The organism is Clostridium polynesiense (genome assembly GCF_000820705.1).
Classification (GTDB): domain Bacteria; phylum Bacillota; class Clostridia; order Clostridiales; family Clostridiaceae; genus Clostridium_AA; species Clostridium_AA polynesiense.
On sequence record NZ_CCXI01000020.1, the window covers coordinates 19,204 to 28,574 of the forward strand.

The window sequence follows — 9,371 nt, forward strand, 5'->3', positions numbered from 1 at the left end:
CGTTTATTGTCGGGTTTTTTTTAGTATATCTCCTTATATGTGTTAATATGATTTATTAAACACTAAATATAATGGAGGGGTAAGATGGGATACACAAGATATAACTATGTTAAAAAGAATAGTAATATTAAAAAGGTTATTATAGTCTTTTTGATATTAGTTTTACTGGCGTTAGGTGTAGGGACTATACTGTCAAAGATTATATTTAAAGATATAGACGGCGGCTCATTAATTCCAAACCCATTAAAAAAGGATAATGCTCCTATAAATCAGAAAGATGGAAATAAGAAGGAGGCAGAGGAGTATATAATATTCCAGGGAGGATATTATTCCAAGAAAGAAAATGCAGAGGAAGCAAATAACAAATTTAAGGAAAAATACAGTTCTTTTGTTTCACAAGATGGGGACAAGTACAGAGTAATAATTACTTTAGTAAAGCCTCAGGAGGCTGAAAAGATAGCGGAAGCTTTGACTAAAGATGGATTGAATTTTATAAAGACTCCAGTTTATATAAAAAGAGAAGATTTAATGATGGAAGAAATAATTGAATCCATAGAAGCTCTGATGCAGATAAATGTAAAACTTGGGGATTCTCAGGTGAAAGGAATAAAAACCGCTGAATTAAAAAAGTGGAGCTCGGAGCTTGAAAAGCCGAAGGAGAAATCTAAAAACACAGCTCTTTTGGAGGATATAAACAATTATATAAAGGCTCTTCCTGAAGAAATAAAAAAAGAAAATCAAAAGGATTTACTAAGCTATATATATAGCTTAGTAGTAAAATTTAAAGTTTAAATAAAATCGCCCTAAGGCGATTTGTTTTTTTATTAACATAAAAGTAAAAAAATTTTTAAAAAGATTCTTTCCTCTTGTGAAGGTATTTATTAAATGATAAACTATATAAGATGTAAAATAAAAGTGAGGGATAAATTTGAGTACTTCTAATAAATCATTTTCCTTAATAATATTCATAATTTTAGGTGCAATATCCGGAAGCATTTTAGGAGAATTTTTAGGAAGCTATTTTCCTTCATTAAAAATCTTAAGTACAATTTATAGTATAGGTACTAAAGCACCTTTATTTGTTGATTTAAAGGTTATGACATTAACCCTGGGAATGACAGTTAATTTAAATGTTATGACTATTATCGGGGTTATACTGTCAATAATATTATATAAGAAGTACTAGGATGTGATGGTTTGAAAATAGTGTTAGCTTCTGCTTCTTTAAGAAGGCAGGAACTTCTTAAGAGAATAATACAGGATTTCCATATAGTTGTAAGTAATTTCAGCGAAGATTCCATAATGTATAACAATGATCCAAAGGATTATGTTATTAAACTTTCTCAGGGTAAAGCCCGGGAAGTTTCTGAAAGGATTGACCATGAAGCTTTAATTATTGGAGCAGATACAGTAGTGGTCTTAGAGAATAAGATTATGGGAAAACCAAAGGATGAAGGCGATGCCTTTAATATGCTGAAAAATTTAAGCGGTAAATGGCATAAAGTTTATTCCGGAATTACTTTAATAAATACTAAGGATGGAAAAAGTATTTCCGATTATGTTTGTACTAAAGTGAAGTTTTCACATATCAGCGACGAAGATATTCAAAAATATATAAATACCGGAGAACCTATGGATAAAGCAGGAGCATACGGTATTCAAGGCTTGGGAGGTATCTTTGTTGAGGCGATTAATGGCTGCTACTATAATGTAGTGGGATTTCCTTTAAACAAGATAAGTGGTATGCTGAAGCAGATGGTATAAAAACAAGGGGGAGGGCAATCTGTAGTAAAGGAGAGAATAATGAAATCCAATTTACGAATTATAGATTTACCTCGGGAAGAAAGACCTAGAGAAAAGCTTCTAAAATATGGAGCGGATAAATTATCTAATTCTGAGCTTTTAGCTTTAATTCTGCGAGTGGGAAGTGACAATGAAAACATTCTGCATCTATGCGACAGAATATTAAGCTATACAAGCGGTTTAGAAGGATTACTCACTCATACACCATATGAGCTCATGAATTTAAAAGGAATTAAGGAAGCAAAAGCTTCACAACTTGCGGCACTTGCCGAAATAGCAAAACGAATGAGATGTATAAAATCAAATACATCAGAGAAAATTTCAAAACCTGCTGATGCAGCCTGCTTAGTTATGGCTGAGATGAATATATTAAAACAGGAGGTTTTGAAAGTAATAATGTTGAATACTAAAAATTATGTTATCTTAATGAAGGATATTTTTAAAGGAAGTTTAAATTCTTCTATAGTTCACCCAAGAGAGATATTTACTGAAGCTTTAAGAGCAAACAGTGCAGCCATAATAGTATGTCATAATCACCCTTCAGGTGATCCTGAACCCAGTAAGGAAGATATAAACATAACCTTAAGGTTAAAGGAATGCGGCAGTATTATGGGGATTGAATTGTTAGATCATATTATAATAGGCGGGAATTCTTATATCAGCTTAAAAGAAAAAGGAATAATTTAACACGAAAGGGGAATAAAAATGGCATTATTCGGAATGACAAAGGATATGGGTATAGATTTAGGTACTGCTAATACATTGGTATATGTAAAAGGTAAAGGTATAGTTTTAAGGGAGCCATCAGTAGTGGCTATTAATAATATAACAAAAAGACCTCTGGCAGTAGGAAGCGAAGCAAAGCTTATGATAGGAAGAACACCAGGGAATATTGTTGCGATAAGACCTCTTAAGGATGGAGTTATAGCTGACTTTGATATAACTCAAACCATGCTTAAGAAACTTATAGAAAAGGTCACCTCAAGAAGTGCTTTTACCAGCCCAAGAATAATAGTATGCTTTCCTTCCGGAGTAACAGAGGTGGAAAAGAGAGCTATTGAAGAATCTACAAGGCAGGCTGGTGCAAGAGATGTAGTGCTTATGGAGGAACCAATGGCAGCAGCTATTGGAGCAGGATTACCTGTTGATGAACCTACTGGAAGCATGATAGTAGACATGGGAGGCGGAACTACTGAGATAGCAATTATCTCCTTAGGAGGAATAGTTACAAGCAAATCCTTAAGAATAGCAGGAGATGAATTAGATCAGGCTATTATCAATTATATCAAAAAAGAATACAACTTAATGATTGGAGAAAGAACCTCCGAAGCTATAAAAATGGAGCTGGGTTCAGCTTTCAAAACAGATGAAGAAGAAAGAACTATGGACATTAAAGGAAGAGATTTGATTTCAGGTCTTCCAAAGACCATTGAAATTACTGAAAGCCAAATCAGAGAAGCTTTAAAGGAACCTATTTCTTCAATTATAGAAGCTATTAAAACAACTTTGGAAAAAACACCACCTGAGCTCGCTGCGGATATAATGGATAAAGGTATTATGTTAGCTGGTGGAGGAGCACTTTTAAGAGGATTAGATATGCTTATTAACCATGAAACACATATGCCTGTACATATTGCAGAAAACCCTCTTGATTGTGTTGCATTAGGTGTTGGTAAAGCATTAGATAACTTTGACAGTATAGCTAGAGGTCAAAGAGGCTAAGGATGAAGTTTTTAAAAAACAAACTGGCAGTAACTATAGTGGTACTGTCAGTTGGCTTTTTAGCTTTAATTGGTTATAGTGTCAAGAGGGAAAACAATAATATAGTAGCTGGCGGATTAGGAAATATCCTTAATCCAATTCAAAGCTTTGTGTACGGAATAAATTCTAAAGCCCAAGGCTTTTTAGACTTTGCTTTTAATTTTAAAGATGTAAGAGCTGAAAACAAGAGGCTTAGAGAAGAAAATGAAAAGTTAAAGTCAGATCTTTTAGAATATGACAGCATAAAAGGGGAAAACGAAAGATTTAGAGAAATATTTGATTTTAAAAACCAGCGTTCAGAATATAAGTATGTGGGCTGTAACATTGTGGGGATAGGTGGAAACAGCTTTTTAAACAGCTATATTATTGACAAGGGTGAAAAAGATGGAATTACAAAAGGAATGGTAGTTATTAGCTCACAGGGGTTAGTGGGTCAGATATCCAGAGCTGAAAGCAATTGGGCAATTGTAGATTCTATTATAAATGAAAATATAGCGGTAAGTGTTACTGTACAAAGTACAAAAGAATCCGTAGGAATAGTTAAGGGATACAGAGACAGCGATAACAGGCTTTTGGCAAAGGTCTATAACCTTCCACTTGACTCAGAGGTGAAACCTGGTGATGTTATATCCACTTCCGGTTTAGGGAGAATATATCCAAAAGGTATAAGAGTGGGTACAGTAATGTCTGTAGAGGAAGATAAAGGTAAACTCATGAAAATAGCAGTGGTTCAGCCTTTCGTAGATTTTAACAGGCTTGAAGAGCTTTTTATTGTAATCCCGGAAGATATTCGGAATATACAGTACTAAAAAATTGGAGAAATAAATATGAGAAAAGTAATATTAGTTTTACTAAGTATAGTTTTCCTTATAATAGACAATACTGTAATGCCATTTTTTAGCATTAACACCTATTATCCCAGTATTCTAATGGTGTTTGCTATATGCTATTCTATAATTAATGATAAATGGGACGCTTTAAGCATTGGTGTTATATCAGGATTACTTCAAGATATATATTTTTTCAGAGGCTTTGGAGTGAATGCGCTGGTAAACATGATTATCTGCCTTATAGCTTCTCAAATAGGAGAAAATATATTTAAAGAAAAAAAGCTTATACCAGTAGTTGCTGCTTTTTTCCTTACTACTTTAAAATACTTAATGGTTTATGTAATACTATATGTAACAAAGGTACAAACTCATATTAAAGGAGTGTTTTATATAGGTATAACTTCTATGATACTTGCATTGTTAATGTATAAGCGGGTATATAAGTTATCTCAAAAGAACTATATGAAAAAAGATTGGAAATTTAATGAATAGGTGGTTTTATTGAAGAAGAATAATAAAATAAGTAGGTACAGCGCTTTGATAATTATAATGCTTATTATATATGCAGCTATACTGTCTAAGCTTGCAATACTGCAGATAGTTAAGCATGATGATTATAAGGATAGAGCAAATAACAGATCCGTTAGACAGATTCCTGAGCAGGCGCCCAGAGGTAAAATATTAGATTCAAATGGTTCTGTTCTTGCAGACAGCAGACAGAATTATGCTATTGAATATATTGAAACTACTGATAGTGATAAATACTTTTTTGAAACTATGACCAAGGTGTTTTCACTGCTGGATGAGTTGGGAGAACAGCAGAAGGATGATTTTAAGCTTAAGTTAGACAGCAGCAATAAATTTTATATAGAATATACTTCATCGGACCCCTCTGTGATAAAGAAACAGGATTTGAGGTTTAAAATAGATAGAGGGATGGACTTTTACATTAAAACTGAATCAGAGTATTTCAAAAAGAAAAAAGGGGATTTGAGTGAAGAGGATCAATTAAAGCTTGAGGAGGAAATATTAAAGGTTACTCCTGAAGAGCTTTTTTACAGGCTGGTTAAAAAGTATGATCTTTATAAACTCATGATACCGGATCCAAGTGAAGATGAAAAAAAGGCATATGAGAAAAAGACAGGAAAAGAAATAACAGAAGAGCTTCTAAAAAAGTACAGCCTGGAGCAGCTGAGAAGATATGTATTGGTAAAGGATGCCATAAAAATGCAGAGCTATTCAGGGTTTAAACCTGTAACCATAGCAGCAAATATAAAGGACGAAAGCGCCTTTATATTTATGCAGAAGCTTAATGATATGCCGGGGATTGACGTAAGACTTCAGCCTATAAGGTTTTATCCTTATGGAAGCCTGGCTTCCTCTGTAATAGGATATTTATCTCATATTAATGGAGATCAGAAGGAAAAATATGAGGAAAGAGGATACGATGCATCAACGGATCTCATAGGAATGAGCGGAATAGAAGCAGCATTTGAGGATAGACTTAAAGGTTCAAAAGGGGGAACTACCGTTAAGGTTAATAAATTCGGCAGAAAAACCGATGAGCTCTTTAAATTGGAGCCATATCCCGGGGATAACATTCAGCTTACCATAAATAAAGAGCTTCAATATACTGCAGAAAGAGCATTGGAGGAAACTCTTGAATCATTAGCTAAGCAAAAGGTTATAGACGGAGGCAAAAACGTAGTTGCCAATGCTAACAGAGGTGCTGTTGTGGCTCTGGATATTAACAGCGGTAAGGTCCTTGCTTTAGCAAGTCATCCAAATTTTGATCCTAACATATTCACCATTCCAGGAAAGCTTACACCGGAACTCAGCAAAGAATATTTTAATCCGGATTATGAAGCCTACGCTAAGGAATATATAAAGAAAACTGGAGCAAATAAAACTGTAGACCAGCTGTTCAAAAAGGATTCAAATGGATTTAGATCCGATGTATATGATGTGTATCCTAAACCATTCTTTAACTATGCTACTCAAGGACCTGTACCTCCGGGTTCCACCTTCAAAACCATAACGGCAGTAGCTGGATTGGAGGAAGGTGTTATTTCACCAGGGGAAAAAGTCTTAGACCAGGGAATATTCAATAAATATCCTGAGTTTATAAATTATCAGGGTAAATGCGATATTTACGATAGACACGGAGGTTCCCACGGCTATGTGGACATGGCAGAAGCTTTTAGAGTTTCCTGTAACTATTATTTTTATGAAGTTGCCTACAGACTCTATAAAAGAGATGGTCTTGATAAATTAGCAGAGTATGCATGGAAATTAGGTTTGGGAACAGACCCTAACAGCAAGGTTAAAAAAGGTACAGGTATAGAAATAACTGAAACTACTTCAGGACAGGTTTATAACAGTGTGTCCTATAGAAATACTGTGGCAGATATGGCTAAATTTGAAGTAGTTGAGATGCTTGAAAAAGGAGAATATACCTTTGCACCGGATAAAGGAAAGAGGCATAAAGGCTTCAACATTGAATACAAAAAAGATGATGATGAAGAATTAGAAAAAGCCAAAAGGGAAGTTAAGGATTATATAACAGAAAAAATTAGAGAACCAAGAAAATCAGATAAGAATCAAGAATTTAACGATATTACTAAAGAAATAAAATCCAAGCTGGAAAATCTAACGAAGGTATACACTGAAGAGGAAAAGTCAAAATATACAAAAACCGATTTTGATAATGCTGCTTATAACATGGCTAGATATATAGTATTTGATAAATCCGGAGATATAACTTCACCAGGTAACCTTACCAATGCATCTATAGGACTTGGTATGAATAACTTTACTCCTGTTCAAATGGTAAATGCACTAGCCAGCATACTAAATGGAGGGAAAAGATACAAGGTTCATTTAGTGGATAAAATTTTAAACGCAAATAACGAAGTTATTGAAGAAGTAAAGCCTATAGTGGTTGAGGATCTGCAGCTTAAGCCTTCTACAGTTAATTCAATAAAAGAAGGTATGAGAAGAGTTAATCAAGGCGGAACCTTCAAGGATTTCCCAATACCATCAGGAGGAAAGACAGGAACAGCTCCTTACAGCAATATACAAAAGGATGTAGGAAGAGCGGCTTATGGTGTGTATGTGGCCTTTGCTCCTCTGGAAAAACCTGAAATAGCAGTTGTAACTGTACTTTATGATGCTGCTCACGGAAGCAGTGCGGGACCTGTGGTAAAAGCGGTAATGGAAACTTATTTTAGGGATCAAATCAAATCCCAATACCCTAATTATAAATCTGCTTCTACCGGGTACAGTCTTGAGCCTCCTGTGCAGGAAATCGACACTGAAAATTAGTATATAAAAAGGCTGCGGATTTATTTCTGCAGTCTTTTTATATGGATTATTTAATTTTATATGAAGTTTATTAATTTATTTTATAATTTATTGTAAAATACAGAAGGATTTCTCTATATTCTGTTGAAATATAATAAAGTATGGCTTGAGTTTGGAGGTTTCATTATGATCGACAATAGAATTATTATTAAAGGCAATAAAGAAGGTCTTATTGCTGTAATAAATATGTACAAATTTAAAGATTTTGATGATATGCTTGAGGTATTAATTGAAAAGCTCTCTAATGGTAAAAAGTTTTTTAAGGGAGCAACACTTACAATTAATATTAATTTAAAGTTAATAGATGAACCTCAAATGAAAAAGCTTAAGCATGTACTTTTTGAGGAATGCCTTATAAAGGATTGTATTTTTGTTGATAAGGATGATGCAGCAAATAAGATGTTTAATGGGGTTCATGAAGGAAGAACGAAATTCATAACCAAGACAGTAAGAGGAGGACAGGCTATTAATTACCCTGGAAATGTAGTTATCATTGGAGATGTTAACAGCGGTGCAGAGGTTCATGCAGAAGGAAATATAGTAGTGGTAGGAACCCTTAAGGGTCAGGTATATGCAGGCTCTTCGGGAAATAAAAAAGCTTTTATATCAGCCTATAGCCTTCAGCCTGAAATACTGCAAATCGCAGATATAATAACAATATCTCCTGAGGATGAAACTATGCCAGAATATCCTGAGGTAGCTAAGATAAAGGATGGAGTAATAGTAGTTGAACCGTATTTACCTAATAAATATAATTATTAATTCGTATGGAGGGATTTAAATGGGTGAATCTATTGTAATTACATCAGGTAAGGGTGGTGTAGGTAAAACTACAACTACTGCAAATATTGGAACAGCACTGGCTTCTATGGGGAAAAAGGTAGTGTTAATAGATGGAGATACAGGGCTTAGAAATTTAGATGTATTAATGGGTCTTGAAAATAGGATAGTTTACACTATTATTGATATAGTGGAAAACAGATGCAGGACAAAACAAGCTTTAATAAAGGATAAGAGATTTCCGAATCTTTTCCTTCTTCCTACAGCACAAACAAAGGATAAAACGGATATAAACCCTCAGCAGATGCTTAAACTTGTAGAGGAATTAAAGGAAGAATTTGATTATGTGGTTATTGACTGCCCTGCAGGAATAGAGCAGGGATTTGAAAATTCTATAGTAGGTGCTGACCGAGCTGTAGTTGTTGTTAACCCTGAAATCACCTCTGTAAGAGATGCTGATAGAGTAATAGGAAAGCTGGATGCCAAAGGACTTGAAGATCATCAGGTAGTTATAAACCGCTTAAACTATGAAATGACGCAAAAAGGGGATATGCTTGATATAAGCGATATAATAGAAACACTGTCTGTTAAGCTTTTAGGAGTAGTTCCTGATGATAGAAACATAACCGTTTCAACTAATAAAGGAGAACCTATAGTCCTTGATGAAAAAGCAATGGCAGGTCAGGCATTTAAAAATATTGCAAGAAGACTGCTTGGAGAAGATGTTCCTATTATGGATTTAAATACTGAAAGTACAGGTTTTTTTGCATCCATTAAAAAACTATTTAAAAAGAATAAATAGGAGGAATAGAGATGGATTTTTTAATTTTTACT

At 34.2% G+C, this 9,371-nt stretch carries 10 protein-coding genes; all 10 read left to right on the forward strand.

The genetic code is table 11. From position 1 onward, the window contains the following. Positions 1-84: 84 nt before the first annotated feature. The 10 genes from TA89_RS02990 to minD all read left to right on the forward strand — a co-directional run bounded on the left by TA89_RS02990 (position 85) and on the right by minD (position 9,339). Entirely contained in the window at positions 85-792 is a 708-nt protein-coding gene (locus TA89_RS02990; protein ID WP_040210704.1) for a hypothetical protein, read from the forward strand. Positions 793-928: 136 nt separating this feature from the next. After that, positions 929-1,186: a DUF4321 domain-containing protein gene (locus tag TA89_RS02995; protein ID WP_040210706.1), complete on the forward strand. Its 258-nt coding sequence runs from the start codon at positions 929-931 to the stop codon at positions 1,184-1,186. Between the two features lie 11 nt (positions 1,187-1,197). After that, positions 1,198-1,764 (forward strand): Maf-like protein, encoded by a 567-nt coding sequence (locus TA89_RS03000; RefSeq protein ID WP_040210709.1) that lies wholly within the window; start codon positions 1,198-1,200, stop codon positions 1,762-1,764. Between the two features lie 39 nt (positions 1,765-1,803). Next, positions 1,804-2,490, forward strand: a complete 687-nt coding sequence (gene radC, locus TA89_RS03005; RefSeq protein WP_040210710.1) for a RadC family protein — start codon at positions 1,804-1,806, stop codon at positions 2,488-2,490. A gap of 18 nt (positions 2,491-2,508) precedes the next feature. Beyond that, positions 2,509-3,525, forward strand: a complete 1,017-nt coding sequence (locus tag TA89_RS03010) for a rod shape-determining protein (protein WP_040210711.1) — start codon at positions 2,509-2,511, stop codon at positions 3,523-3,525. A 2-nt stretch (positions 3,526-3,527) separates the two neighbouring features. Beyond that, on the forward strand, positions 3,528-4,373 hold the full coding sequence (gene mreC / locus TA89_RS03015) for a rod shape-determining protein MreC (RefSeq protein ID WP_040210712.1): 846 nt from the start codon (positions 3,528-3,530) through the stop codon (positions 4,371-4,373). Positions 4,374-4,391: 18 nt separating this feature from the next. After that, positions 4,392-4,886, forward strand: a complete 495-nt coding sequence (mreD, locus tag TA89_RS03020; protein WP_040210713.1) for a rod shape-determining protein MreD — start codon at positions 4,392-4,394, stop codon at positions 4,884-4,886. A 9-nt stretch (positions 4,887-4,895) separates the two neighbouring features. After that, positions 4,896-7,718, forward strand: a complete 2,823-nt coding sequence (locus TA89_RS03025) for a penicillin-binding transpeptidase domain-containing protein (RefSeq protein ID WP_052447289.1) — start codon at positions 4,896-4,898, stop codon at positions 7,716-7,718. Between the two features lie 165 nt (positions 7,719-7,883). Continuing rightward, positions 7,884-8,519: a septum site-determining protein MinC gene (gene minC, locus TA89_RS03030; RefSeq protein ID WP_040210714.1), complete on the forward strand. Its 636-nt coding sequence runs from the start codon at positions 7,884-7,886 to the stop codon at positions 8,517-8,519. Positions 8,520-8,538: 19 nt separating this feature from the next. Beyond that, positions 8,539-9,339 (forward strand): septum site-determining protein MinD, encoded by an 801-nt coding sequence (gene minD / locus TA89_RS03035; RefSeq protein WP_040210716.1) that lies wholly within the window; start codon positions 8,539-8,541, stop codon positions 9,337-9,339. Positions 9,340-9,371: the final 32 nt, after the last annotated feature.